The following is a 24,487-nucleotide window of genomic DNA, read 5'->3' as shown; positions in this document are numbered from 1 at the left end:
AATGTGGGCTCCGAGCTGGGATCTGTGGACAACCCCGTGGCGCAGAAATCCCCACGCCGCCCATCTGTGCGGCTCGGTCGGTACAACGGAAGGTGCAGGGCCGATCTGCGGAAAGAGGGCCGATGACGGACCACGAACAGCAGCGCGACGCGAGCAGTTCCTCCAGGGCGGCAAGGACGCGCAGGAGAGGTGGGAGCGGGAGATCGCCTCTCCGGACGGGCCGCTGCCGGGAGCAGCGCTCGATGTGCTGGAGCACGCCGGCGGTACGGCCACGAACCGTCACTCAGCGTGCCCGCATCACGGAATCTGAGCCAGAGCCCCGCTCGCTGTCCGGCTCGCCCGGCGGGGCGGGGCTGCTGGATGTCGGCTGCTGGGATAGCGGCTACGCGACCGCGCTTGCCGAGCTCGGGTTGTGTGCTTGGTCACCGTGAGCGTGGGGTGTGCAGGATGCCGTTGATCAAGGCGTGGAAGGTCCATGTGCGGCGTGCTACGGGCGGACCGGAGACCAGCTCCTCGGCGAGGGCGGCGACATGCGGCTGCCGGTCCGCGGAGACATGGCCCAGGGCGTCGGTGAGCGCGTTCCAGTCGTCCTCGGCGCCGGCGGACTCCTTGCGTGCCGAGTGCTCCGCGGCGGAGGCGGTAGCGGCTTGCAGCAGGATGTCGACGCCCCAGGCGGCCTGGTCGCCGGGCACGCCGCCCTCGGTCAGCAGCGCGAGCAGCGCCTCCACCAGGTTGAGGTAGTTGCGGCCGGAGGGGCGGGCGACCAGCGCCGAGGAGGCCAGGCTCGGGTGGGCGAAGAGCACCTCGTTGTACGAGGTGAGGACGGCCTCGATCCGATCCCGCCAGTCACCGTCGGCCGTGTCCGGGCTCAGGTCGACCTCGCCCAGGAGCTCTTCAAGGATCGCGGCGTGCAGCTCGGTGGTGTTGGCCACATACACGTACAGGGACGCGGGTCCGGTGTCGAGCTCCTGGGCCAGGCGGCGCATGGTGACCCGGTGCAGACCTTCGGCCTCCATCAGGCGCACCGCCGTGGCGATGATCCCTTCCCGGGTGAGGGGTGGCTTGGCTGGGCGCTCGCGGCGGCTGCGGGGCTGAGGGCTGTGGGGCATCTGCCCATCGTAGCGCGAACACATTCGTGGCGAACTTGTTCGTAACGAACGTGTTCGTTACGGTGGATGGGTACCCACCGCCGAAAGGAGTGATCCGCCATGTCCGCATCCACCGCACCCCCGGCCGCCGACACCCCGGTCGCGCCGAAGAACATCCGCTGGATTCTGGCCGGCGTCCTGCTGGCGATGCTGCTCTCGCAGCTCGACGGTCTGATCGTCGGCACCGCCATGCCCACAGTCGTCGCCGACATCGGCGGCCTCGACCACATCTCCTGGGTGGTGACCGCCTATACCCTCACCACTGCCTGCTCCACTCCGGTCTGGGGAAAGCTGGGCGACCTGTTCAACCGCAAGCACCTGTTCCTGGGCTCGATAGCGGTCTTCATGATCGGCTCAGTCCTCTCCGGCCAGGCGTCCTCGATGGGCGAGCTGATCGGCTTCCGCGCGCTGCAGGGCATCGGCGCCGGCGGCCTGATGGCCGGGGCATTCGCTCTGATCGGTGCGCTGCTGCCGCCGCGTGAGCGCGGCAAGTACCAGGGCATGGTCGCGATCACGCAGGCCGTGGGCAGTATCGGCGGCCCGCTCGTCGGCGGCTTCATCACCGGCCACCTGGGCTGGCGGTGGGCGTTCTACGTCAACATCCCCATCGGCCTGATCTGCATCGTCTGGTGCGCACTGCTGCTGAAGGTGCCCGCAGCACCCAAGGGCAAGGTCGTCATCGACTGGCTCGGCATCACCCTCATGACCTCGCTGATCAGCGTCGTCGTGATGGCCGCGACCTGGGCCGGCAGCACGTACGCCTGGGGCTCCTGGCAAATCCTGACCCTCGCCGCGGCCGCGCTCGTCCTGCTGGCGGCCTTCATCGCCTCCCAGCGGCGGACGGATGAGCCGCTGCTGCCGCCGCGGATCTTCACTGGGCAGCGCAACTTCCCGATCGCCGCGGTGCTGCTGACGGTCGCCGGTGTGGCCATGTTCGGCGGCACGCTCTACCTGCCGATGTTCCAGCAGACGGTCCAGGGTGCCTCGGCATCGAACTCCGGCCTGTTGCTGCTGCCGATGATGGCGGGCACTGTCGCCGCCTCCATGGTGGCGGGCAAGGTGATGGCGAGGACCGGCAGGTACAAGATCTTCCCGGTGGTCGGCGCCGCTTCGCTCGCGATCGGTATGGGTCTGCTGGCCACCATGGACACCGGCACCGCCCGCGCCACCACCAGTGCCTACATGGTGCTCGTCGGTATCGGCACCGGATTCACCATCCAGATGGCCAACACCATCGCCCAGAACAGCGTCGAACTGCGGGACATGGGCGCCGCCTCGGCCGCCACCAGCCTCTTTCGCACCCTCGGCGGCTCGCTCGGCGTGGCGGTCTTCGGGTCCCTGTTCACCCGCGCGATCGCCGGTCACGGCGGGGGCGCTCCCATCGAGGGCGCCCGGCCGGACGTCCCGGCGGCAACGGGGATGTCGCAGGCCGCCAAGGACGCCTACCTGCAAGCAGTGGCCCACGGGATGCAGCAGATCTTCCTCGTCGGCGCCCTGTGCGCGGCAGCCGCATTCGTCGCGGCCGTCTTCATCAAGGAAGTCCCCCTGCGCGGCAAGCCCAGCGGCGGACAGCAGTCAGTGAAGAAGGCGGCCGGCGCCGCCTCGTAACGCTCAGACCTCAGCACCCCCGGCCCTACGCGCCACCCCGGTCCGTCACTCCGCAACACCGCCAGACGTGCAAGGAGCACCACCATGAACACCACGATCACCAACGCCCGAATCTTCGACGGTGAACGCATCCTGGACGCCCGAACCGTCACCCTCGACGGCGCATACATTCACGCTGTCGGCCAGGAGCCATCGGCCGGATCCACCGTGCTCGATGCCCACGGTGCGACCCTGCTCCCCGGACTGATCGACAGTCACGTGCACACCTCCCTGGAAGCCCTCCGCGCAGCTCTGCCTTTCGGGGTGACTACCGAGCTGGAAATGCAGGGCTACTGGACTCCAGAGCAGCGCAAGGAGATCGCCGAGAACGACGAGATCGCCGACGTGCGCTCCGCCCTCCTGGCGCTCATGGCCCCAGGCGGACACCCCAGCCAGTTCGTCGCGGAGCTCAGCGACGACCACAAGCCCGGCGGCGAGGGCTGGGCGATGCCCTCAGTGTCCACCCCCGAGGAGGCTGTGGCGTATGTGAACGCGCGCGTGGCCGAGGGCGCCGACTACATCAAAGTCATGATCGAAGAGGGCACGGTGATGGGACACCCGAACCTGCCCGTGATCAGCACCGAGACGCTCCAGGCCGGCGTGGCCGAGGCCCACCGCCTGGGCAAGAAGGTCATCGCCCACGCTCTGACGCTGGCCGCCACCGAACAGGCCATCGCCGTCGGTGCGGACGGCCTGGCACACCTGTTCATCGACCAGCCCCACACCCCGCAGATCGTCGCCGCCATCGCGGACGCCGGCCTCTTCGTCACCCCGTGCCTGGCGGTCAGCTCCTCCCTTATGGGCAACAACGGCGCCGCGCTCGCCGACGATCCGCGCGTCAGCTCCCAGCTGAGCCCGCAGTGGCTGGACACGCTGCGCGGGAGCTTCGCCAAATACCCGGAAGGCGACCTGAAGCATGTGCAGGCCACGGCCGCTGCGCTGCGGGATGCCGGCGTCGACATCCTGGTCGGCACCGACTCCTCCATGCCCGTCCCCTCCCACGGCGGCGTGGCGCACGGCGCGAGCGTCCACCACGAAATGCACCTGCTCGTCCAGGCCGGGTTCACCCCAGCAGAGGCCCTGCGCGCGGCGACCTCGGTCCCGGCGCGGGTGTTCGACCTGGCCGACCGGGGCCGCATCACCCCCGGTGCCCGCGCCGACCTGCTGTTGGTCGACGGCGACCCGACAGCGCACATCGACGACAGCCTGTCGATCCGTGGTGTGTGGCGCCGAGGCCGCCGCCTTCCTCAGCCCGGTGACGCGGGGCAGCAGTGACCGAATCTGGGCGGTCTGTCCTGCGCCGGCGGGCAGGTGGACGGCCAGGGGGTCATCCTGGCCCGAGTTGCGGGTCTTCTTGGCGTCCACGACCGGAGGTCCGGAGAGCTGACGCAGGCGCGATCTCCGGCGCAGATCCGGTGCCGGGCCGGGCGAAACGCACGATACGTCAGTCCAGTTCAGGCGGCGCCGCAGGTGTCATGTCGCGGGAAAGGTCACACCCAGCCAGCGGCGAGGCCGACCTCGCTCGCCGACGCCGTGACCTGCCGCGGCCGCTTTGGATGGCAAGGAATTCCACGGACTGCGTTCGAAGTCCACGGACACACGGAAAGCGAGCCAGAACCCGTTCTCGCGTACAAAGCCGGCCTCCGACCGGGCCGGTGTGGCCCCGTGCCCGGACGGGTGCGGGGCCACCCGCCGCTCCCCCGGGCATGCGGTCGGCGTGGCGCCGGACCGCGGCGCCCGGTGCGGCGCTCCCCGGTCACGGGCCGCGACGCCGGGCCGCCACGGCGCATCCCCGCACAGGTGCGGCCCGCCGTCCTGCGGTGCGCCGTTCTGCGGCCCGCCGCACCGGACACCGCGGTCGCGCGCATCCGGCAGGCGGCGGCGCGGGTGAACGCCGGCTAGCCCATGGCCAGTTCCGTGAGGGCGAACGCCCGCTCCGGGCCGGCGGCGGGGGCCGGGCCGCGGTACATGCGCACGGTGTGGAACTGGTGGGCCAGGCCGCGGGAGACGGCCAGGGAGGCCGCCGCCTGCTGGGGTTCGGGGGCGTCGAGGGAGAGCGGGGCGCCGGGGCCCAGCGGGGCGGTGAGGGCGTCGAAGAGGGCCTCGGCGTCCTGGGGGGTGTCGGCGTAGAGCGGGCCGATGCGGTGGCCGCCGGGAGAGGGCCGGATGACGCCGTAGCCGGTCAGGCGCTCGCCCTGGAAGCGGGCGTAGGCGGTGTGGCCGGGAGCGGTCAGCCAGCGCTCCAGGAAGGCGCGGCGGGGGGTGGGGAAGTAGGTGCGGTCGTACGCGGCGACGGCGTCGAGGTGGCGGGGGGTGAGGGGTTCGGCTCCCGGGGGCGCGGTGGCGGGGCGGCCGGTGAGGCGGCCGGTGTAGCGGATGGTGCGGTACTGGGAGACGAAGCCGAACTTCTTGTAGTTGGCCTCCTGGACGGGCATGCCGTCCAGGCCGATGACGCGGGAGCCGGCGTGCGGGATGGCCACCTCCCAGGTCGCGAGGCCGTAGCCCTTGCCCCGGTGGGCGGGGTCCACCAGGTAGTTGCCCATGAAGGCGTAGTCGTCGGAGTAGTTGACGACCGAGAGCGCCGCTACCGGGCGGCCGTCGAGGCGGCCGACGAAGAAACCGCCGGGGTCGGTGGCGTGGAAGACGGCGAAGTCGTGGTGGCCGACGTCCCAGCCCTCGTGGTTGGCCCAGCTCGTGATCTGCGGCCATTCCTGTGCGGTGGCGACGCCGGCGGTGAAACCGCCGGGCCCGGGGGACGGGGCCGGGCCGGAGCCGGCGGCGGTGTGCGGCTGTGGGGTCTGGCCTGGGACAGTCATGTGCGGGTGCGTCCCTTCGGTGGGGTTCAGGTCGCCGGACATGCGCCGGCCGCCGACATACCGACCGGCGTTCTTGCGGCTGCGCGGATCAAGTCCATCACGGCCATGGTCACCCGCCAAGAGCGCCTTTGACCGATTCCTTTCTGTTCCTTTCCGTAGCTTTCCGTTTCTTTATGAGGGGGTGGTGGCACAGTGACCGGCCCTCGCCGGGCTGTTGACCCGCTCCCTGTTGTGGCGCCCCGGGCCCGGCCCGTCGGTGACACCGCATCCCGTCACGGCCCTGAAGGCCATGGCCGCCACCGGCGCACCGGCCCGGCGGACGGCCGGCCGAATGGCTGGATGGCGGCCGTATCCCGGGAAAAGGGGACGTCGGTGACCCGGGCCCAAGACCTGGTGACGCGGACCGAGGACTCCGTCCGCCCGGTGCGCGGGGGGCGGCGCGGGCGTCCCCGGCGGGCTGCCCGCACGGTCGCGCCGTGCCCGGTGGCCTGCGGCCGCAGGTGACATCGGCGTGTTCGTTGTTGTGCGGCGGCGTATGGCGGCGGCGCGTGCGAGGGCCTGTCGGCGCCGGGATCCGGACGACCTCGCCACCGGGGCGGGCGCCTCCGAGACGCCGCCGTGGTTGCCGGGGAGGGGGCCGGCGGGCCTCAAGTGCGGTCGGTGCGCGGGGAGTCCGGGGTGGCGGGTGCCCGGTTATAGTCCCGCTGGATGTAAGGCGCATCGTGTGCAGACCTGATCGGAGCCGACCACCGTGATGCCTGGTGCCCGTACCGTACGAGCCGCCTGTGCCGCGGCGGTCCTGCTCGCCGTGAGCGCCTGCTCCGCCGGTCCCACGCCGCCCGACCTCGCCGCCCCGGAGGTGACCGGCACGGTCTATGTGGCCGGGACGGCGGCGGACGGCTCTTCGACGGTCTGGCAGGTGACGCGGGGCGCGGCCAGGCCCCTGCTCAGCGAGCGCGCGCAGATCCTGCCGCTCGCTTCGGTCTCCCTCTCCCCCGACGGCACTCATCTGGCCTATGTGTCGGCCAACTCCCTGTACGTCAAGGACCTGCGCACGGGCGCCGCGCTCCCGGGCCGCATTGCCGGTGCCGCCCCCGAGGCCGCCGCCGATCCCGGTATGCCGCAGGGCTCCCCGTGCTCGGTGTGGTCCCCCGACGGGAAGCGGGTGGCCTTCACGGTGCAGCGCGGGGTGTTCGTGTTCGACACCGCGGGCAACGGGAGCCAGGTGTCGGACCGTCCCGTCTCCGCGTGGCGCGAGGGACGCCGGGACCTGGGCAACCTCGCCTCCCCGCCCACGTACCACGACGCGCGGGCGACGTCCGAGATGACGTGCGCGCACTGGGCCGGCACCACCCGGCTCGCCTTCGACCGGCTCGGGCAGGACCGGGCGGAGTCGATCGGATCAGCCGCCGAGGCCAACACCACCACCCTGGCGCGCGTCGACACGAAAAAGCCGCAGCTGACGAATCTGCTGGCCCGCTGGACCGCGTCCGACACCTGCGGCGACCGCGTCCTGCTCGACTACCACCCCGAACAGTCCCCCGCGGCCACGCCGTCGCCGGTGGCGAACTCCGCCCGGCGCCCCGGCACACCGCTGCTGATGGCCGCCTCGTCGCTCGGCTACCGCGCCTACGCCGACAGCCCGCAGACGGCCGCCGAGGCCCTCACCGCCACCGGTATCGCCGCCGAAGGGTCCGTGTGGTACTTCGCGCCGGACACCTGCCGGCTGACCACCGCGGCGCCCGAGTCGGCGGACGAGGGCAGGTACGACTACCTGGTGACGACCCTCGACGGCAAGAGCGGCAAGACGGTGCAGCAGCGCACCCTGCCCCTGGCCATCGGCGCGGGCGCACCGCTCGCCCGCCCGGCCGGCGGCCATGTCACCGCGCTCGCGGCGCCCGGTGCGCACACCATCGCGTACGCGACGCGCGACGGGAAGATCGCCGTGGTCGACCTGGGATCGGGCGGTGCGACGGAGCTGAAGGGGCCCTGGAAGAACGCGGTTTCGGCGGTGGGGTGGCGCGCCGGCTGACCGGGCGCGGGGCTTTCGCGGGGCGGTGTGCGGGGGGCGGTGTGCGGGGGGCGGTGTGCGGGGTCCGGCTTGCGGGGGGCGGTGTGCGGGGCCGGTGGGTGGCTGCGGCCGGTGTGGGAAGAACCGTGTCCGATGCGGGCGGTGTCCGTCACTGGCCATCGGCTCACGAGGGGCACATCATGCCTAGGAACACCGTCCGGACACTTCGGCGGCCGATGCGTACGGCGCTCTTGCGCACGGTGTGCGGGGCGGCGTGGGGAGGTCCGGGGGCGGCTGGCGGTCGGTGTCGGGCCCGTACGGGAATTGGCTCAGGAGTCACTGCCGTCACAGCGCGGCAGCGGGCAGAGTGCAGGTGCCGGATGAGCCCGCGGCGATCCGGCGGAGGCAGGCGGCGGGCACCGGCGCGCGGACGCGGCCGGTGCCGGTACGGCGTGCGGCTGCGGGTGTTGCCCGCGGCCGGGTGGCAGGGCACCGAAGGTGCGGTACGGATTTTCGTTGCGCCGGTGGACGGCGGCAGCGGTACGGGGGAGGGATTCGGCGAGATGGTGTGGGTCGGTGACAGAGATACCGGCAGAGATACCGGTGGCGGGCGCGCGGGTGTGCGGCGGACGGGCGCCGGGCGCGGGCGCCGGGTGCGCCCGGCGGGGGTGCGGGGTGCGGGCGGGCCGGCGGTGACACCCGGCCGGGGACCGGTGTGGGAGCCGGGACGCGCACCAGGACCGGAACCTGGGCGGGAACCTGGGCCGGGGCCGGGGCGGGTTGCGGGGTGCGCCGGGCGGTGGGAGCGCCCGGGGGCGCGGGCCGGGGTGTGCCGGGCCCGCTGATCGTGTTGCGCCGCCGGGGCGGCCGGGTGCGCCTGGTGCGGGTGCCCGGCGCCGGCGTCGGGTGGCGTTGCGGCGCCGCCCGGTCCGTCTTCTCAACGCTTCACCTGGCACACGTCAGCAGTGCGCCACTTCTGCCCGAGGAGAGCCGTTATGACGATGACCAACACCCCTGTGACGCACCCCCGGATACCGCCGTCCGCCGAGGGGCAGGATGCCGTCCGGGCCCTGCTCTACCACGCGGGGCGGGTGCGGGAGATCGCCCGGTCGCTGGGCGGCCGGGACGCTCCGGCGCCCGAGTGGGGCGCGCCGGCGGCGGGGCGGGCGGTGGCTGCCGGGGAGGGTGAGGCGGCCGTGCGTCAGCTCGTCCAGAAGGTTCAGCGGCGGGCGGTGGCGAGCCGGATCAGTCTGTCGCCGGACCTGAGCGGCGTCCGGCCGCCGGAGGTCGAGGCGCTGTATGCGGCCCTGTTACGGGGGCGGGGTCCGCTGCGGCTGGTCGTGCCGCGTTCCTTGCTGCTGGACGAGGACGAGCGGCGGCTGCTGAGCCGCTATACGGCGGCGGGCGCGGTCGCGCGGGCGGCGTCCGTGGGTCTGCCGGAGATGGTGGTGATCGACGGGGCGGTGGCGATGCTCTGCGAGCCGGGGGCGCGGGGGACGCCGACGGTGGTGGCCGATCCGCTGGTGGTCAGGGCTTTGGAGGCGTTGTTCGACGCGGTGTGGGTCCAGTCCCCCGATGCCGGGCATCTGGCGGAGCTGGACGCCGCGGCGCTGCGGGCGGCCGGGGAGGACGGCGGCACGCTCGCCCGGGTCCTCGAACTGCTCGGCGCCGGCTGGACGGACGAGGCGGCCGCCCGGGAGCTGGGCTGTTCGGTGCGTACCTACCGGCGGCATGTCGCGGTGGTGATGCGGCTGTTGCGGGCCCGGTCGCGTTTCCAGGCCGGGCTGCGGGCCGGGCAGTGGCAGGTGGCGGCGGCGCGGTGAGGGCGCGCCCGGCTCGTGCGGGCCCGGCGGAGTGGGTCACACCACGTCGTAGTCGAGGTCCACGGTCGGGGTGAGGGGGGATGCCTGGCAGGTGAGGATGTAGTTGTCGGCGATCTCTTCCTCGGTCAGGGTCCAGTTGCTGGCCATTTCGGCCCGGCCGTCGAGCACGCGTGCCCGGCAGGTCGCGCACACCCCGTTCAGGCAGGAGAACGGCAGCTCGGGGCGGTGGGCGAGGCCCGCGTCGAGGAGGGTCTGGCCCGGCTGGACGTGGACGGTGCTGGTGCGTCCGCCGTGGCGCAGGGTCAGCTCGGCGCCCGCGTGCGGGGCCCGGGTGCCGTCGGCGGGTGCGGGCGGGGTGTCGGGCTGGGTGTGGAAGAGCTCCGCGTGGATGGTGGCGGCGGCCACGCCCTGCTCGGCCAGGACGTCGCGGGCGCCGCTGACCATGGTCTGGGGGCCGCACAGGAACCAGGTGTCGACGACGGCGGCGGGCAGCGGTCCGGCCAGGAGGGTGCGCAGGGTGGGGGCGTCGAGGCGCTGGTGGGGCAGGCCGATGCGGTGGGTCTCGCGGGAGAAGAGCCGCAGCAGGTGCAGGCGCCGGCCGTAGCGGTCCTTGAGGTCGGCGAGTTCCTCGGTGAACATGGCCGAGGCCGCGGTCCGGTTGCCGTACACCACGGTGAAGGTGCTGGTGGGTTCGGTGGCCAGGGCGGTGGCGGCCAGGGACAGTACGGGGGTGATGCCGGAGCCCGCCGCCAGTGCCGCGTAGTGGCGGCGGGGGTGGCCGGGGTCCAGCGGGGTGGTGAAGTGCCCTTGGGGGGCGAGGACGTCCAGGGTGTCGCCCGGGGCGAGTTCGCGGGCCAGGTAGGGGGACAGGCACCCGCCGTCGACGGTGCGTACGCCGATCCGCAAGGTGCCGTCGGCGTGCAGCTGGCGGGGGGTGGAGCACAGGGAGTAGGCGCGGCGGACCTCGGCGCCCGCGCGCTGGGTGCGCAGTGTCACGTACTGGCCGGGGGCGAAGGCGAAGGTCTCGCGCAGTGGGGCGGGGACGTGGAAGGTGACGGCGACGGCGCTGTGGTCGTCGGCGGCCGGGGCGGCGGCGGTGACCGCCAGCGCGTGGAAGTCCTGGCGGGCGGGCGCCCCGGTGGTGGCGGTGGGGACGGTGGGGGCGGTCAACAGTGCTCCTTGACGTGGTCGAAGGGTTCGCCGCATGCCCGGCAGCGCCACAGCGCTTTGCAGGCGGTGGAGCCGAAGCGGGTCAGTTCGGTGGTGTCGGCGGCGCCGCACAGGGGGCAGTGGGGTGCGGTGGAGGCCAGGGGGAGGAGGCGGGCGCCGGCGGGCGGGGCGGGGGCGGCTGGGGGGCGGGGGGTGCGATGCCCGCCGCGCGGAGTTCGTCGCGGGCGGCGTCGCTGAGCCAGCGGGTGGTCCACGGTGGTGACCGGACGGTGTCGATCCGTGCGCCGGGGTAGCCGGCCGCCCGTGCCGCCGCGCGGAGGTCGGCGCGGATGGCGTCCATGGCGGGGCAGCCCAGGTAGGTGGGGGTGAGGGTGATGTGGGCCCGGCCGTCGGGGGCGATGTCCACCTGGCGCGGGATGCCCAGTTCCTCGATGGTCAGCACGCGGATCTCCGGGTCGTGGACGGTGGCCAGGGCCGCCCGCAGCCGGGCCGTGTCCCCTCCGGTGGGGGCGGTCACCAGCGGGCTCCGGGGTGGGCGCGGTGCAGGGCCTGCATTTCGGTCAGCAGGTAGCCGAATGCCTCGGTGTGGATGCCCTGGCGGCCGCCGCCGGGGGCCCAGCCGTCGTCGGGGACGGTGAGCGTGGCCTCTTTGAGGGTGCGGGTGATGCGCTCGTGCCAGGGGGCGCGCAGGGTGGCGGGGTCGATGCCGGTGCCGTTCGCCGCGGCGGCCCGGTCGAGGGCGTCGGGGGTGAACAGGGCGTGGCTGTAGGGCCAGATGGTGTCGACGGCGTGCTGCATGCGGTGGTGGGACTCCTGGGTGCCGTCGCCGAGGCGGATGGTCCAGGCGGCGGCGTGGCCGGTGTGGTAGGTGCTCTCCTTGACGGCTTTGGCGGCGAGGGCGGCCAGGACCGGGTCGGTGGAGGCGGCCAGTTGCCCGTACAGCAACTCCTGGTAGGTGGCGAAGAAGAGGAGTTTGGCCATGGAGACGGCGAAGTCGCCGTTGTCCAGTTCGACGAGCTGGACGTGGGTGAACTCCTGCTCGGTGCGCAGGAAGGCCAGGGCGTCCTCGTCGCGGCCCCGGCCCTCCAGTTCGCCGGCGTGGGTGAGCAGGACGCGGGCCTGGCCGAGCAGGTCGAGGCAGATGTTGGCGAGGGCCACGTCCTCTTCGAGCTGGGGGGCGCGGGCGCACCACTGGAGCAGGCGCTGGGCGGCGATCAGGGCGTCGTCGCCCAGGCGCAGGGGGTAGGCGGGTGCGGTGGCGGGGATGGTGCGGGGTGCCGTCACAGGTGTTCGGCTCCTTCGGGCAGGGCGAAGAAGGCGGGGTGGCGGTAGGGCTTGTCGGCCGCGGGGTCGAAGAACGGGTCTTTCTCGTCGGGGCTGGTGGCGGTGATGGCGGCGGCGGGCACCACCCACAGGGAGACGCCTTCGCCGCGCCGGGTGTAGAGGTCGCGGGCGTGGCGGAGGGCGAGGGGGGCGTCGGGGGCGTGCAGGCTGCCGGCGTGGGTGTGGGCCAGGCCGCGGCGGGCGCGGACGAAGACCTCCCACAGGGGCCAGTCGCGGCGCTCGTCGGGTGCGGGCGGGCTGGTCATGCCGCGCTCTCGTGTGCGGTGGCCGGGGCGGTGGTGGCCGCCGTGGGGTGCGGGCCGGTGTGGGGGGTGCGGGGTTTGGCGGCGTGGGCGGCGGCGGCCTCGCGGACCCAGGCGCCTTCGTCGTGGGCGCGGCGGCGGTGGGCGATGCGCTGGCGGTTGCAGGGGCCGTCGCCCTTGATGACGCGGGTGAGTTCGTCGAAGTCGGGCGGGGTGAAGTCGTAGTGGCCGCGGTCGTCGTTCCAGCGCAGGTGGGGGTCGGGCGGGGTGAGGCCCAGGAGTTCGGCCTGCGGGACGCAGATGTCGACGAAGCGCTGGCGCAGTTCGTCGTTGGTGAAGCGTTTGATGCGCCAGGCCATCGACTGCTCGGAGTGGACGGAGGCGTGGTGCGGGGGGCCGAACATGGCCAGGGCCGGGTACCACCAGCGGTCGACGGCTTCCTGGGCCATCTGCCGCTGTGCGGTGGTGCCGTGGGTCAGGGCCCACAGGGAGTCGAAGCCCTGGCGGTGGTGGAAGGACTCCTCCTTGCAGACGCGGACCATCGCGCGGGCGTAGGGGCCGTAGGAGGAGCGGCACAGCGGGACCTGGTTGACGATGGCGGCGCCGTCGGTGAGCCAGGCCAGGGCTCCGGTGTCGGCCCAGGTCAGGGTCGGGTAGTTGATGAAGGAGAGGTAGCGCTGGCGGCCTTCGTGCAGGGCGTCGAGGAGGTCGGCGCGGTGGACGCCGAGGGTTTCGGCTGCCGCGTAGAGGTACAGGCCGTGGCCGGCCTCGTCCTGGACCTTGGCCAGGAGGATGGTTTTGCGGGCCAGGGAGGGGGCGCGGGTGAGCCAGTTGGCTTCCGGCTGCATGCCGACGATCTCGGAGTGGGCGTGCTGGGCGATCTGCCGGACGAGGGTGCGGCGGTAGGCGTCGGGCATCCAGTCGCGGGGTTCGATTTTCTGGTCGTCGGCGATGACCTTCTCGAAGTGGGCCAGCAGGCGGGCTTCGTCGGGTGCGGTGCCGTGCTCGTGGGGTGTCCCCGCGGCGCCGGTGGCGGTGGGCGGCGGTGGCGGTGGGGTGCGGTGTGCGGTGCGCAGTGCGGTGTGTGCCGCCTCCACCTCGGCCAGCAGCTCGCCCGCGCCGGGCGGCGCGAGCGGGTGCTCGTCCTTGTCCACCGGTGCTCTCCGTTCTGTCGCTGCTGTGCCGCGGGGCCGAGTTCCGTGCCGCCTGGCGCGTGGCCACCGGCCGCCGGCCGTGGGGCGCGGTCGCCGGGCGCGGTGCGGTCCGGGGCCGGGGCCGGGGCGTTGCGGGGTGCGGTCCTCGGCCGTGTGGTGACGAACGTAGCCAGGCCGCTTCCCGCGGTGGCGGGCTGCTGGCAACCACCTGTCAGCCGGGGGCCGGAGCGTGTCAGCAAGCTGCCAGAAATCCCCGGCCGCCCCCGTGGGCGGAAAAAACTCGGTGGCCAGTGGTGCTGACCGGAAGGGGTGTTGGCGACGTGACCGGCGGCAAGGGGTTCTACATCGGTGTGATGTTCGACAAGGCGGCCCGGACACATGCCTCGGCGCCCGTCGTGCTGGATGTGCCGCTCCAGGTGGCGCCCGGGGGCGGGACGCACTGGACGGTCGGCGCGCTGGCCCGTCTGGTCCGCGATCTCGCGGGCAGGCTGGTGTCGGCGGGGGTGCGCCACGGCGACCGGGTGGCGCTCTACAAGACGAACAACTTCGATATCGCGGTGCTGGCCGCCGCGGTGCAGCGGGTGGGGGCCGTCCCCGCGCTGCTCTCGCCGACGCTGGACGGGCGGACCGCGGCGCGGCTGCTGGAGCGGCTGGAGCGGCCCTGGCTGCTCATCGACGCGCCGCATCTGGAGGCCCGTGGTCTCGATACCTCGGCGGCCCGCCGGGTGCTGCTGACCGCGGGGCCTGCGCGTGCGGGGGCCCAGGTGCTGGGCGCGTATGCGGTGGCGTCGCTGGCGGGCACGTACCGGGCGCGCCCGGACGAGCCGGCGTTCATCAGCCACACCTCGGGCACCACCGGGGTGCCGAAGCTGGTGGTGCAGACGCCGGGTGCGCTGTGGCAGCGGCTGCGTCTTCAGCAGGTCGTCGCGGCGCGGACCTGGCGGCGGGAGTCGGTGGCGCTGTGCGTGAGTTTCGTGCATGCCCGCTTCTACAGTGCGCTCAGCCTCGGTCTGGCGTACGGGAATCCGCTGCTGGTGGCCGTGGACGCGGATCCGGGCGTCATCGGGCCGCTGTTCGCCCGGCACCGGCCGGGTGTCGTCGAGACGCAGCCGAACACCTTCGTCGACTGGGAGGTGCTGGCCGGGGCGGCGGGGGGCCCGCTGGCCCATGTGCGCTACTACAACGCGACGTTCGACGCGCTGCACCCGCGCACCGTGCGGACGCTGCTGGGTGCCTCCGAGCGCAGGTCCCCCAAGTTCTTTCAGCTCTACGGGCAGTCGGAGACCGGGCCGGTGGCGGGCGGCTGGGTCACGGCGCGCGGTGCGGCCGAGGGGGGCGGGCGCAGTGTGGGCTGGCCGCTGCCGGGCATCGTGCGGATGCGCATCGTCGACGACGGGGGCCGGCCGGTGCGCTCGGGCAGGGTCGGTCATATCGAGGTCAAGAGCCGTACGAGGGCGCTGACGTATCTCGGGGAGGACGAGCGTTTTCGCCGGCAGTTGCACGACGGCTGGTGGGCCATGGGCGATCTGGGGTTCAGGGACGGGCTGGGGCGGCTGCACCTGCTGGACCGCGGGGTCGATCAGGTCGAGACCGTCGACAGCAGTCTGCGGGTCGAGGACACGCTGATGGCCCGGCTGCCGGAGCTGCGGGAGATCGTCATCGTGGCGTCGGGCGGCGGCCGGCCGGTGCCGGTGGCCTGCACCCGGGATGACGCGCCGCTGGATCCGGCGCGGTGGGCGCGGGCGGTGGCGGGGCTGCCGGCCATGGAGGCGGTACGGCAGCTGCCCTTCGACCGGGTGCCGCGCACCGCCACGTGGAAGGTGCGGCGGGCGGAGTTGGTGCGGCTGCTGGCCGAGGACGGCGGGCAGCATGGCTGAGCGGCCGGGCGCGGCACCGGCCGGCCCCGCCACTGCCCCCGCCGCTCCCCCGGCCGTTGCCCCCGCCACTCCCCCGGCCGTTTCGCCGGCCGCCGCTCCCCCGGCCCCTCCCCCGGGTCCGGTTCACCGCCACCGCGGTGCGGTGGGGCCCCGCCCACGCCGCGTACGGGATCGCCCTCGCGGGCGGGCGGGGCCGCCGGGTGTGCGGCGCCCGGACGGCCTGTGTCCGTGTGAGCGCCTAGCCGTGGAGGAGCCATGGAGCCGCTGAGTGCCGCCACCCCCGCGGGCGGGGCGCCGCTGTCCCCGTCCGCGCACCGGGACACCTTCGCCCGGGACCGTCTGCCGCCGGTGGCCCAGTGGCCGGAGTTCGTCTTCGGCCTGCCCGAACTGCGCTACCCCGCACGGCTGAACTGCGCCGAGGAGCTGCTGGACGCCACCATCGGCCGGTTCGGCGGGGCGCGGCCGGCGCTGTACGACGCGGCCGGGCGGATGTGGACGTACGCCCAGCTGCGGGAGCGCGTGGACCGCATCGCGCGGGTGCTGGTGGAGGATTTCGGGCTGGTACCGGGCAACCGGGTGCTGCTGCGCGGTCCCAACGCGCCGTGGCTGGCGGCCTGCTGGCTGGCGGCCCTGAAGGCCGGCGCGGTGGTGGTGACCACGATGCCGCTGCTGCGCGCCGGTGAGCTGCGGGTGGTGGCCGGCAAGGCCCGCGTCGAGCTGGCGCTGTGCGAGGAGCGCTACACCGAGGAGCTGCTGCGGGCCGAGGTGGCCGGGCTGCGGGTGGTCGGCTACGGCGGTGCGGGGTCGGAGCTGGCGCGGCGGGCGGACGCCAAGTCCGGTGGTTTCGGGGCGGTGGCGACCGCGGCCGATGATGTCGCGCTGATCGCGTTCACCTCGGGCACCAGTGGTGAGCCCAAGGCGACGATGCACTTCCACCGGGATGTGCTGGCCATCGCGGACACGTTCGCCGCGCGGGTGCTGCGCCCGGTGCCGGAGGATCTGTTCACCGGCAGTCCGCCGCTCGCCTTCACCTTCGGTCTGGGCGGGCTGCTGGTCTTCCCGCTGCGGGCCGGGGCGGCGGCGCTGCTGCTGGAGAAGGCCACGCCGCGCGAGCTGTTCGCCGCGGTCGGCCGGCACCGGGCGACGGTGTTGTTCACCGCTCCCACCGCCTACCGGGCCGTGCTGCGCGAGATCGAGGGGTATGACCTGTCCTCGCTGCGGCGCTGCGTCTCGGCGGGCGAGACGCTGCCCGCGGACACCTGGCGGGCCTTCGAGGCCGCCACCGGGCAGCGGGTCATCGACGGTATCGGCGCGACGGAGCTGCTGCATGTGTTCATCGCGGCGGCCGACGAGGAGATCCGGCCCGGTGCGACGGGCAAGCCGGTGCCGGGGTTCTCGGCCCGTGTCGTCGACGAGGGCGGGCGGCCGGTGCCCGACGGGGTGGCGGGGCGGCTGGCCGTCCGGGGGCCGACCGGCTGCCGCTATCTGGCCGACGACCGTCAGCGCGACTACGTCCAGGGCGGCTGGAACATCACCGGCGACATCTACCTCCGCGACAGTGACGGCTACTTCTGGTACCAGGCCCGCAGCGACGACATGATCGTGACCGCGGGCTACAACGTCGCCGCGCCCGAGGTCGAACAGGCCGTGCTGCGTCACCCGTCGGTCGCCGGCTGCGCGGTGGTGGGCGTGCCCGATGCCGAGCGCGGCAGTGTGGTCAAGGCGGTGGTCGTCCCCGCCGAAGGGCACGCGCCCGCCTCGCCGGCGGCCGCCGGCCGGCTGGCGCGGGAGATCCAGGACCGGGTGAAGGCGGAGATCGCGCCGTACAAGTACCCGCGGATCGTGGAATTCGTCGCCGAACTCCCGTGCAGCAGCACGGGCAAGGTGCAGCGCGGGGTGCTGCGTCAGGCGCACACCGCGCGCGCCGTGGACACGAGGGGAAACCGATGATCAGGAGAAGAGCGCTGCTGACCGCGGCGGCGGCCACCGGTCTGGCCGCGCCGGGCCTGCTGGCCACCGCAGCCGCGGGCGCCGCCGGGCCCACCGCGGCGGCTCGGGCCGCGGGGCGGGTGCGGTCCGGTGGCATCCCCTGGGAGCAGCTGCGGGCCGCGGTCCGGGGTGCGGTGGTGCTGCCGGGCGACGCCGGCTACGAGCGGGCCAAGCAGCTGGCCAGTGCCCAGTTCGACACGGTCCGCCCGCAGGCCGTCGTGCGCTGGCACCGCCTCCCGCGAGCACCACCGTGATCTGCTGTGGGCGCTGCGCGGGGGCGGCGGCGGCAATTTCGGCGTGGTCACCGACTTCGAGATCGCCCCGACCCGCGAGCGGCGGGTGGTCACCCTCGACCTGACCTGGCCCTGGGCGCTGGCCGACCGGGTCCTGACGCACTGGCAGGAGTGGGCGGCCGCCGCCCCCGCCGACCTGGCGCCGCGGGCCGGGATCCTCCTCAACGACGCCAGGCCCGGCGCCGAGCCGACCGTCATCGTCGGCGGCGCCCACTTCGGCGAGCAGCACGAGGTGGAGGCGCTGGTGGCCGAGCTGACCGCCGCGATCGGCACCCCGCCCACCACCCGTGTCATCCAGGAACGCCCCTACCGGGACGCCATGATGCGGCTGTTCGGCTGCACGGACTCCTCCACCGCCCAGTGCCACCTCACCGGCAGCAACCCCGAGGCGCTGCTGCCGCGCACCACCTGGGTGCGCCACCGCAGCCGCATGTTCAGCCAGGCCGTCCCCGCCGCGGGCCTGGCCGCCATGCTCGGCGCGTTCGACGCCGGGCGGCGGGCCGGGCAGTACCGCTGGCTGGGACTGCTGTCCCTGGGCAAGAACGCGAACGCGCCCGGCGCGCAGGACACCGCCTACGTGCACCGCGACGCCGAACTCTTCGCCGTCTACACCGTCGGCCTGGGCAGCCCCCGGCCTGAGCCGGAGGAGCTGTCCGCCGCGCTCGGCTGGGTCGGCGACGGCTTCGCCGCCATGGACCCCTTCTCCAACGGCCGTACCTACGTCAACTACCCCGACCCCGACCTGCCCGACTGGCAGGACGCCTACTACGGGCAGAATCTCCCCCGGCTCTCCGCGGCCAAGCGCCGGTACGACCCGCACGGCTTCTTCCGCTCCCCGCACAGCATCCCGCTCTGACCTCGGGCCGGGTCGGCGGCCGCGGCGGCCGGCCCGGGTCCGGGCGGGCCGCCGCGGCCGCTGTCCGGAGGGCGCCTGCCGGCGGATCGTGGCCGGCGCGCCCGCGGTCTGCGGCGCCGGCCACCCGCGTCGGCGGGTCCGGTCAGTCCTGCTGGAGGAAGCCGGTCCGCCAGGAGGTGTGTACCGGCTCCCAGCCCAGCTCCCGCGCCCGCGTGTTACGGGCACCGCGCTCCCAGCCCGCCCCGCCCGGTGCGGGCTGCGGGGCCGGTGCGCCCAGCGCCTTGGCCAGGGCCGGCACCCACTCGCGTGCCGGGGCCGGGTCGTCGTCGACGACGTTGACCGCGCCGCTGGGCCACCGCAGCGCCAGCTGCGCGGCGTGCGCGGCGTCCTGGACGTGCACGAACGAGGACACCCCGTCGTGGGCGGGCACCCCGCCCTGGGCGACCTTGTCCGCCATCATGCCGCCGGGCGCGTACCAGGTGCCCGGTCCGTAGAAGGTGCCGTAGCGCAGGACGACGTGTTCGTCGAGTTCGGCGACGGCCTCCTCCAGCGCGGTGATGCCGCCGATCGTGGTGGCCCGGGGCTCGGGCGCGCCGGTGTCGAGGGGGGTGCTCTCGTCGGCGGGTGTGGTGCCGCTCTCGTAGGCCCAGGAGATGGACTGGGCGATGATCCGGCGCACTCCGGCCCGCCGGGCCGCGTCCACGAGGGTGCGGGTGCCTTCGTTGCGGATCCGCGCGTTGTCCACGGGGCTTCCCCCGGACAGTGAGGTGAGCTGATGCATGATCACGTCCGGGCCGGCCTCGGCCATCGCGCCGGCCACCGCGGCACGGTCGAACACATCGAGCAGCAGGCCCCGCGCCCCCTGGGCGCGCAGCCGTGCCACGCCCTCGGTGGTGCGGGACGCGCCCCACACCTCGTGTCCGGCCGCTACCAGCATCGGCACGAGCCGGCGGCCGATGGCTCCGCTGCCGCCGGCGACGAAGATTCGCATGAGATCGATACTCCCGAGATCGGTGGTCATCAGTGTTCCGCGTTCAGTGATCGGTGTTCGGTGTGGCGTGATCGGTGTGGCGTGATCGGTGTGGTGCGTCCGGTGTGGTGCGTCCGGTTCCAGGTGATCCGTGTGGGGTGTGGGTGCCGGTAATTCCGGTGGGAGTGCCAGGAGTTCCTCCACTCCCGCGTGGGCGGGGGTGGGCGTCATCCGTGGTGCGGGGCGGGCCCCTCCTGGGTGTCCCGGCCCGCCGGTCCGGCCGGTTCGGACGGTCCGGCCGGTGGGGCCGGTTCGGACGGTCCGGCCGGTGGGGCCGGTGGGGCCGGTGGGGCCGGTGGGGCCGGTTCGGACGGTGGGGCCGGTTCCGCCGGTGGGGCCGGTTCCGCCGGTGGGGCGGTGCGTACGCGTTCGGTCGCCCACAGGGCGATGGCTGTCAGGCCGAGCGCCCCGCCGACGGCGCAGACGCCCGGCCAGCCCAGCCGCGGGTAGAGCGTCACCGCCAGCGTGCCGCCGGCCGAACCGCCCAGGAAGTAGGCGGACATGTAGGCGGTGGTGACCCGTGAGCGGATCTGCGGGCGGTAGCCGTAGATGCGGGCCTGGTTCAGGACGTGTACGCCCTGCACGCCCACGTCGAGCAGGAGGATCCCGGCGATGACCAGCGCCAGGATCTCGTGGCCGGCCAGCAGTGCCCACGATGCCACGATCGCGGTGAGCAGCAGGCCGGTCGCGGTGTGCGCCAGGCCCCGGTCCTGGAGGCGGCCGGCGGGCTGGGCGCACAGTGCCCCGGCCGCTCCCAGCAGCCCGAACAGTCCGATGACCGCCGGGGAGTAGCCGTAGGGCTCCTCGACGAGCATGAACGGCAGGGCGGTCCACAGCAGTTGGAAGGCGGCGAAGCCCGCCGCGCCGATCGCCATGCGCCGGCGCAGGAACGGCTCGGTGCGTACGAGGGAGGCCACCGAGGCGAGCAGCCGCGGGTAGCTGGAGCCGGGCGGTACGGGCAGGTCGGGCAGTTTCCGGTACAGGGTGAGTGTGAGGGCCGCGATGAGTACGGCGGCGGTGGCGTAGACCAGGCGCCAGCCGGCGAGTTCGTCCAGGGCGCCGGCGACGGTGCGGGCCAGCAGGACGCCCAGCAGCAGGCCGGTCATCAAGGTGCCCACGACCCGGCCGCGCTGGGTGTCGTCGGCGAGGGTGGCGGTCATGGGGATCAGGATGTTGATGACCGAGCCGGTGACGCCGGCGAGGGTGAGGGCCGCGATCAGGGCCCAGGCGCCCGGTGCCGCGGCGGCTGCGGCCAGGATCACCGCGTCGGCGGCGAGCATCGGCACGATCAGGCGGCGCCGGGAGAGAAGGTCGCCCAGCGGTACCACGAGTACCAGTCCGGCGGCGTAGCCGAGTTGGTTGAGCGTCACGCACAGGCCGATGACGGCGGACGGGACGCCGAAGGTCTCTTGCAGGTCGGGCAGCAGTGGCTGGGCGTAGTAGTTGTTGGCGACGATCAGCCCGCAGGCGGCCGCCAGCAGCAGCACCAGTGACCGCGGTATCCCGCCCCCCGGCGCGGCGGTGCGTGCCCCGGAGCGCGTCGCCGCGCCGCCGCGTCTTGATCGCTGGGTGGTCATGTGTGCAGGCTAAAAGCTTCCTGGTGCGATTACCTGGGCCATATACCGCGTACGAGACTGGGCCAAAGGGACGGCGATGTCGGCGACGAGAGTGACGGGGCTCGACCTCTTCATCGAGATGGCTGCGCGCGGGCGCCGGGGCCGGGCGGTGGAGGAGGCGTTGCGTGCGGCCATCGTGGAGGGCCGGCTGGCGGCGGGTACGCGGCTGCCGGCCACGCGGAGTCTGGCGGTGGAGCTCGGGCTCTCGCGGGGCACGGTCAGCCAGGCGTATGCCCAGCTCGTGGCGGAGGGCTGGCTGACGACGGCGGGGCGGGCCGGTACGCATGTGGCCGCGCAGCCCTCGCCCGAGTTGCGCGCGGCGCATGTGCCGGGCGGTGCGGTGCCTGTGCCGCGGCATGATCTGGGTCCGGGCCGGCCCGATGTCTCGGTCTTTCCGCGCCAGGCGTGGCTCGTGGCGCTGCGTCGTGTGCTGCGGGAGGCGCCGGCCGCGGCGTTGGGTTACGGGGATCCGCGGGGCCGTATCGAGTTGCGGGCGGCGCTGTCGGGCTATCTGGGCCGGGTGCGGGGGGTGCGGGTCGATCCGGGTCACCTGGTGGTGTGTTCGGGCTATACGCAGGCTCTGGGGCTGCTCGCGGAGGTGTTCGCGCAGGTGGGTGTGCGGGAGGCGGGTATGGAGAATCCGGCGCTCGCCGATCACCTCACGGTGGTCGGTGGGCGGCTGGGGATCGTGGATGTGGAGGTCGATGCGGAGGGGATGAGTGTGGCGGCGCTGGAGGGTTCGGGGGCGGGGGCGGCGGTGTGTACGCCGGCGCACCAGTTCCCGCTGGGGGTGAGTATGAGTCCGGCGCGGCGGGCGCGGCTGCTGGCGTGGGCGCAGGAGCGTGGGGGGTGGATCGTCGAGGACGATTACGACGGTGAGTTCCGCTATGACAAGCGTCCGGTGGGGGCTCTTCAGGGCCGTCATCCGGGGCGGGTGGTGTATGTCGGGTCGTTGAGCAAGTCTTTGGGGCCGGGGGTGCGGCTGGGCTGGATCGCCTGCCCGCCGGCGTTGCTGGAGCCGCTGACGGAGGCCAAGCGGCTGGCGGACCGTACGACGGGTCCGCTGGATCAGCTGGCTTTTGCCTCGATGCTCGGTTCGGGCGCCTACGACCGGCATCTGCGCACGGTGCGCCGTGCCTATCGGCACCGGCGTGACGTGTTGGCCGCGCGGGTGGCGGAGGGTCTGCCGTGGGCGCGTGTGACGGGTGTCGCGGCCGGTCTGCACGCCATCGTGGAGTTGCCGGCCTCCGCTCCCTCGGAGGCCGATACCGTCGCCGCGCTGGACGCGGCCTCGGTGCGTGTCCATCCGCTGGGCGCTTATCTGCGGGGCCGTCCCCCGGCCCCGCATGCTGCGCGTCTCGTCGTCGGCTACGCCACTCCCCCCGCCCATGCCTATGCGCTGGCCCTGGATGCGTTGCTCAGCACGTTGCGTGCGTTGTGACCACCGGAGCCGGCGAGGTGGCCGGCGGGGCGGCTGCCGGCCACGGGGCGTCTGTGGTGCGGTGCGGGCGGTGGGCGGGAGGGCCGGGGTTTTACAGGCCCAGGGTGCGGCCGATGAGTTCTTTCATGATTTCGGTGGTGCCGCCGTAGATGGTCTGGACGCGGCTGTTGGCCCATTCGCGGGAGATGGGGCTTTCCTTGAGGTAGCCGTAGCCGCCGTGGAGCTGGAGGCAGCGGTTGGCGACTTCGACCTGGAGTTCGGTGGTCCACCATTTGGCTTTGGCGGCGTCGGCCACGCTCAGGCGCCGGGCGTTGAGTTCGGTGATGCAGTGGTTGAGGAAGACGCGTGCGATGGTGATTTCGGTGTCCATGGTGGCGAGCTGGAAGCGGTTGTGCTGGAAGCTGCCGATGGACTGGCCGAACGCCTGGCGGGTGCGGGCGTATTCGAGGGTGTCGGCGAGCATGCGTTCGGCGGCGGCGACGGCGACCGTGGCGATGCTGAGGCGTTCTCGTGGCATGCCGGACATCAGGTAGGCCATGCCGGCGTTCTCTTTGCCGATGAGGTTGGCGGCGGGTACCCGGCAGTCGTCGAAGAAGAGTTCGCAGGTGTCGCTGGCCTGCCAGCCGAGTTTCTCCAGTCGTTTGCCGCGGCTGAAGCCGGGGGTTCCCCGTTCGACGACCAGCAGGCTGATGCCCTGGGCGCCGCGCTGTGGCTGGGTCTTGGCGGCGACGAGGACGAGGTCGGAGTTCTCGCCGTTGGTGATGAAGGTCTTCTGTCCGTTGAGGAGGTAGCTGTCGCCGTCCCGTACGGCGGTGGTGCGGATGTCGGCGACGTTGGAGCCGGCGTCGGGTTCGCTCATGGCGATCGCGGCGATGTGTTCGCCGGCGCACAGTGCGGGCAGCCAGCGTTCGCGTTGTTCGGGTGTGGTGCGGGTGGTGAGGTAGGAGGCGAGGACGTCGTTGTGGGCGATGAATCCGGGTGCGGTGACCCGGGCGTGGATGAGTTCTTCGGCGAGGACGGCGTGGTAGCGGAAGTCGTTTTCGCCGCCGCCGCCGTATTCGACGGGGACGCCGGTGCCCAGCAGGCCGGCCTTGCCGGCTTTGCGCCACAGTTCGCGGCTGACGATGCCGTCCTTCTCCCACTGGTCGTGGTAGGGGACTGCTTCGCGGGCCAGGAACTCGCGGCACAGTGTGCGGAAGTCTTCGTGCGTTGCCTCGTAGGGCGTGTTCCCCATGTGGGCGTTGCCTTTCCTGCGAGAGCCCCGGCCGGCGCCGTGCGGCCGGCCGGGGCGGTGGTCATCGGGTCAGGTCGTCGCCCACGATCGTGAGGATCTCTTTGGGTTCCTGGAGTGCGGCGAAGTGTCCGCCCGGGATCTCGACGTGGCGGCTGGGGGCGCTGCTGTGGTGGGACCACTGCCACATCTGGTCGGGTGCGACGTAGGCGTCCTGGCGGGCGGCGATCAGGGTGAGGGGGAAGTCGGCGTGCAGGGCGGTGTCCTGGGGGAACTGGCGGCGCACGGCGTAGTCCTCGCGCATGAGGCGGACGAGGTAGCGGCTCATGGCGCCGTCGGTGAGCAGTTCGGGGGGTGTGCCGCCGTCGGCGGCGATTTTGGTGAGGAGTTCCTCGTCGGTGAGGGCGGCGGTGGTATCGGGGGGCTGGAGTGGTGGTGGCAGGGCCGCGGAGAGGATGGCGCGTTCGGGGGCCTGCCGGGCGGTGCGGGCCAAGGTGGCGCCGACGGCCAGGCTCAGGGTGGCGCCGAAGCTGTGGCCGAAGGTGGCGTAGCGCAGGTGGGGGGTGTTCTTGCGGGCCTGGCGCAGGTCGGCTGCCAGGTGGTCGGCGAGGGAGTCCACCAGGGTGCGGTAGTCGGCGATGTGGGGTTCGCGGGTGCGGGTGCCGCGGCCGGGCGGGTCGATGCCTTTGATCTGGAGGTGGGGCGGGGCGAGGGTTTTCCAGGGCCGGTAGACGGAGGAGGTGGCGCCGGCGTGGGGGAAGCAGTAGAGCCGTACCGGCGGGCTGGGGGTGGTCGGCAC

The 24,487-nt window shown here is 73.4% G+C and carries 20 protein-coding genes; 9 read left to right on the top strand and 11 right to left on the bottom strand.

Going from position 1 to position 24,487, the window contains the following annotated elements:
* Positions 1-422: 422 nt before the first annotated feature.
* Positions 423-1,109: a TetR/AcrR family transcriptional regulator gene (locus tag ACLJWH_RS28560; RefSeq protein WP_411144654.1), complete on the bottom strand. Its 687-nt coding sequence runs from the start codon at positions 1,107-1,109 to the stop codon at positions 423-425.
* A gap of 99 nt (positions 1,110-1,208) precedes the next feature.
* Between ACLJWH_RS28560 and ACLJWH_RS28555 the strand changes: the two genes are divergently transcribed.
* Together ACLJWH_RS28555 and ACLJWH_RS28550 are read left to right on the top strand one after the other, a co-directional pair.
* On the top strand, positions 1,209-2,756 hold the full coding sequence (locus ACLJWH_RS28555) for an MDR family MFS transporter (protein ID WP_411144653.1): 1,548 nt from the start codon (positions 1,209-1,211) through the stop codon (positions 2,754-2,756).
* Positions 2,757-2,840: 84 nt separating this feature from the next.
* Positions 2,841-4,070, top strand: a complete 1,230-nt coding sequence (locus ACLJWH_RS28550) for an amidohydrolase family protein (RefSeq protein WP_411144652.1) — start codon at positions 2,841-2,843, stop codon at positions 4,068-4,070.
* A 623-nt stretch (positions 4,071-4,693) separates the two neighbouring features.
* Here ACLJWH_RS28550 and ACLJWH_RS28545 read toward each other — a convergent pair.
* Positions 4,694-5,611, bottom strand: a complete 918-nt coding sequence (locus ACLJWH_RS28545; RefSeq protein WP_411144651.1) for a GNAT family N-acetyltransferase — start codon at positions 5,609-5,611, stop codon at positions 4,694-4,696.
* A 754-nt stretch (positions 5,612-6,365) separates the two neighbouring features.
* Between ACLJWH_RS28545 and ACLJWH_RS28540 the strand changes: the two genes are divergently transcribed.
* Both ACLJWH_RS28540 and ACLJWH_RS28535 read left to right on the top strand, forming a co-directional pair.
* A complete protein-coding gene (locus tag ACLJWH_RS28540; RefSeq protein WP_411144650.1) occupies positions 6,366-7,643 on the top strand; it encodes a TolB family protein in 1,278 nt (425 codons plus the stop codon).
* A gap of 974 nt (positions 7,644-8,617) precedes the next feature.
* Positions 8,618-9,445 (top strand): helix-turn-helix transcriptional regulator, encoded by an 828-nt coding sequence (locus ACLJWH_RS28535; RefSeq protein WP_411144649.1) that lies wholly within the window; start codon positions 8,618-8,620, stop codon positions 9,443-9,445.
* 36 nt (positions 9,446-9,481) lie between these two features.
* Here ACLJWH_RS28535 and ACLJWH_RS28530 read toward each other — a convergent pair whose 3' ends face one another.
* From ACLJWH_RS28530 to paaA, 5 genes are all read right to left on the bottom strand, one after another.
* Positions 9,482-10,615 carry a 2Fe-2S iron-sulfur cluster-binding protein gene (locus ACLJWH_RS28530; protein ID WP_411144648.1) on the bottom strand — a complete coding sequence of 378 codons (1,134 nt, stop codon included), beginning with the start codon at positions 10,613-10,615 and terminating at the stop codon, positions 9,482-9,484.
* An 82-nt stretch (positions 10,616-10,697) separates the two neighbouring features.
* Positions 10,698-11,132: a metal-sulfur cluster assembly factor gene (locus ACLJWH_RS28525; protein ID WP_411144647.1), complete on the bottom strand. Its 435-nt coding sequence runs from the start codon at positions 11,130-11,132 to the stop codon at positions 10,698-10,700.
* Positions 11,129-11,899: a 1,2-phenylacetyl-CoA epoxidase subunit PaaC gene (gene paaC, locus ACLJWH_RS28520; RefSeq protein ID WP_411144646.1), complete on the bottom strand. Its 771-nt coding sequence runs from the start codon at positions 11,897-11,899 to the stop codon at positions 11,129-11,131. Before paaC ends, ACLJWH_RS28525 begins: the two co-directional genes overlap by 4 nt.
* Positions 11,896-12,204 carry a 1,2-phenylacetyl-CoA epoxidase subunit PaaB gene (gene paaB / locus ACLJWH_RS28515; protein WP_411144645.1) on the bottom strand — a complete coding sequence of 103 codons (309 nt, stop codon included), beginning with the start codon at positions 12,202-12,204 and terminating at the stop codon, positions 11,896-11,898. The genes paaC and paaB overlap by 4 nt, the downstream gene beginning before the upstream one ends.
* A complete protein-coding gene (paaA, locus tag ACLJWH_RS28510) occupies positions 12,201-13,178 on the bottom strand; it encodes a 1,2-phenylacetyl-CoA epoxidase subunit PaaA (RefSeq protein WP_411144796.1) in 978 nt (325 codons plus the stop codon). The genes paaB and paaA overlap by 4 nt, the downstream gene beginning before the upstream one ends.
* 497 nt (positions 13,179-13,675) lie before the next feature.
* On the opposite strand from paaA, the gene ACLJWH_RS28505 reads away from it, so the two are divergent.
* The 4 genes from ACLJWH_RS28505 (at position 13,676) to ACLJWH_RS28490 (ending at position 18,370) form a co-directional block, all read left to right on the top strand.
* Positions 13,676-15,232 (top strand): class I adenylate-forming enzyme family protein, encoded by a 1,557-nt coding sequence (locus ACLJWH_RS28505; protein ID WP_411144644.1) that lies wholly within the window; start codon positions 13,676-13,678, stop codon positions 15,230-15,232.
* 255 nt (positions 15,233-15,487) lie between these two features.
* Complete coding sequence (locus ACLJWH_RS28500; RefSeq protein WP_411144643.1) at positions 15,488-17,182, top strand: AMP-binding protein; 1,695 nt, start codon at positions 15,488-15,490, stop codon at positions 17,180-17,182.
* Positions 17,179-17,475: a hypothetical protein gene (locus ACLJWH_RS28495; RefSeq protein WP_411144642.1), complete on the top strand. Its 297-nt coding sequence runs from the start codon at positions 17,179-17,181 to the stop codon at positions 17,473-17,475. Before ACLJWH_RS28500 ends, ACLJWH_RS28495 begins: the two co-directional genes overlap by 4 nt.
* The gene (locus ACLJWH_RS28490) at positions 17,405-18,370 is read left to right on the top strand and encodes a BBE domain-containing protein (RefSeq protein WP_411144641.1); all 966 of its coding nucleotides are present in this window, start codon (positions 17,405-17,407) and stop codon (positions 18,368-18,370) included. The genes ACLJWH_RS28495 and ACLJWH_RS28490 overlap by 71 nt, the downstream gene beginning before the upstream one ends.
* Before the next feature lie 142 nt (positions 18,371-18,512).
* Here the strand turns inward: ACLJWH_RS28490 and ACLJWH_RS28485 are convergent, their stop codons facing one another.
* Together ACLJWH_RS28485 and ACLJWH_RS28480 are read right to left on the bottom strand one after the other, a co-directional pair.
* Complete coding sequence (locus ACLJWH_RS28485; protein WP_411144640.1) at positions 18,513-19,391, bottom strand: NAD-dependent epimerase/dehydratase family protein; 879 nt, start codon at positions 19,389-19,391, stop codon at positions 18,513-18,515.
* Positions 19,392-19,567: 176 nt separating this feature from the next.
* Entirely contained in the window at positions 19,568-20,977 is a 1,410-nt protein-coding gene (locus ACLJWH_RS28480; RefSeq protein ID WP_411144639.1) for an MFS transporter, read from the bottom strand.
* A 91-nt stretch (positions 20,978-21,068) separates the two neighbouring features.
* Between ACLJWH_RS28480 and ACLJWH_RS28475 the strand changes: the two genes are divergently transcribed.
* On the top strand, positions 21,069-22,457 hold the full coding sequence (locus ACLJWH_RS28475) for a PLP-dependent aminotransferase family protein (RefSeq protein WP_411144638.1): 1,389 nt from the start codon (positions 21,069-21,071) through the stop codon (positions 22,455-22,457).
* Positions 22,458-22,548: 91 nt separating this feature from the next.
* Here the strand turns inward: ACLJWH_RS28475 and ACLJWH_RS28470 are convergent, their stop codons facing one another.
* Together ACLJWH_RS28470 and ACLJWH_RS28465 are read right to left on the bottom strand one after the other, a co-directional pair.
* Positions 22,549-23,691, bottom strand: coding sequence for an acyl-CoA dehydrogenase family protein (locus ACLJWH_RS28470; protein ID WP_411144637.1), 1,143 nt, complete (start codon positions 23,689-23,691; stop codon positions 22,549-22,551).
* Between the two features lie 61 nt (positions 23,692-23,752).
* Positions 23,753-24,487, bottom strand: a complete 735-nt coding sequence (locus tag ACLJWH_RS28465; protein WP_411144636.1) for a thioesterase II family protein — start codon at positions 24,485-24,487, stop codon at positions 23,753-23,755.

It is taken from the genome of Streptomyces sp. x-80 (assembly GCF_046549095.1).
Taxonomy (GTDB): domain Bacteria; phylum Actinomycetota; class Actinomycetes; order Streptomycetales; family Streptomycetaceae; genus Streptomyces; species Streptomyces celluloflavus.
This window is presented reverse-complemented; position numbering and strand designations above follow the sequence as displayed.

What these genes read in the sequence shown, in the direction of transcription:
- ACLJWH_RS28545 (WP_411144651.1), bottom strand. Translation starts at nt 5,611, where the DNA reads ATGACTGTCCCAGGCCAGACCCCACAGCCGCACACCGCCGCCGGCTCC.
- ACLJWH_RS28485 (WP_411144640.1), bottom strand. Translation starts at nt 19,391, where the DNA reads ATGACCACCGATCTCGGGAGTATCGATCTCATGCGAATCTTCGTCGCC.
- ACLJWH_RS28470 (WP_411144637.1), bottom strand. Translation starts at nt 23,691, where the DNA reads ATGGGGAACACGCCCTACGAGGCAACGCACGAAGACTTCCGCACACTG.
- ACLJWH_RS28480 (WP_411144639.1), bottom strand. Translation starts at nt 20,977, where the DNA reads ATGACCACCCAGCGATCAAGACGCGGCGGCGCGGCGACGCGCTCCGGG.
- ACLJWH_RS28560 (WP_411144654.1), bottom strand. Translation starts at nt 1,109, where the DNA reads ATGCCCCACAGCCCTCAGCCCCGCAGCCGCCGCGAGCGCCCAGCCAAG.
- ACLJWH_RS28495 (WP_411144642.1), top strand. Translation starts at nt 17,179, where the DNA reads ATGATCAGGAGAAGAGCGCTGCTGACCGCGGCGGCGGCCACCGGTCTG.
- ACLJWH_RS28555 (WP_411144653.1), top strand. Translation starts at nt 1,209, where the DNA reads ATGTCCGCATCCACCGCACCCCCGGCCGCCGACACCCCGGTCGCGCCG.
- paaB (WP_411144645.1), bottom strand. Translation starts at nt 12,204, where the DNA reads ATGACCAGCCCGCCCGCACCCGACGAGCGCCGCGACTGGCCCCTGTGG.
- ACLJWH_RS28540 (WP_411144650.1), top strand. Translation starts at nt 6,366, where the DNA reads ATGCCTGGTGCCCGTACCGTACGAGCCGCCTGTGCCGCGGCGGTCCTG.
- ACLJWH_RS28535 (WP_411144649.1), top strand. Translation starts at nt 8,618, where the DNA reads ATGACGATGACCAACACCCCTGTGACGCACCCCCGGATACCGCCGTCC.
- ACLJWH_RS28550 (WP_411144652.1), top strand. Translation starts at nt 2,841, where the DNA reads ATGAACACCACGATCACCAACGCCCGAATCTTCGACGGTGAACGCATC.
- ACLJWH_RS28500 (WP_411144643.1), top strand. Translation starts at nt 15,488, where the DNA reads ATGGAGCCGCTGAGTGCCGCCACCCCCGCGGGCGGGGCGCCGCTGTCC.